The sequence below is a fragment of the Knoellia sinensis KCTC 19936 genome, assembly GCF_000768705.1.
GTDB lineage: Bacteria > Actinomycetota > Actinomycetes > Actinomycetales > Dermatophilaceae > Knoellia > Knoellia sinensis.
Genome location: NZ_AVPJ01000060.1, coordinates 1 through 284, shown reverse-complemented (window position 1 = coordinate 284; position 284 = coordinate 1). Strand labels below are relative to the sequence as shown.

Below are 284 nucleotides of genomic sequence, written 5' to 3'. Positions count from 1 at the left end.
GACATACGGGGGCGCGGCGGACCCGGTCAGGTTCGTGATGCCGCTGGAGTCGACGCCGTCCCCGTCAAGGTGCCAAATCCCGGACGGGCCGTCCGCGGTCGCCGTGAGCGTCAGCGTGGCATTGTCGCTGGACTTGCCCGCAGCATCGATCGTCTTGACCGTGAGGGTGTGCGGACCCGCAGCATCCAGGCCGGTCGGTGCGGTCTCGACCACGGCACTCCTGGCGCTCGATGACACGGCCTGACAGGTCGATGCCACGCCCGTGTTCCGGCCGTAACAGACCT

At 68.7% G+C, this 284-nt stretch carries 1 protein-coding gene; it reads right to left on the bottom strand.

Going from position 1 to position 284, the window contains the following annotated elements:
• The coding region (locus tag N802_RS19185; RefSeq protein ID WP_035919751.1) for a hypothetical protein at nt 1-213 on the bottom strand (213 nt) is incomplete at its 3' end.
• Between the last annotated feature and the right edge of the window lie 71 nt (nt 214-284).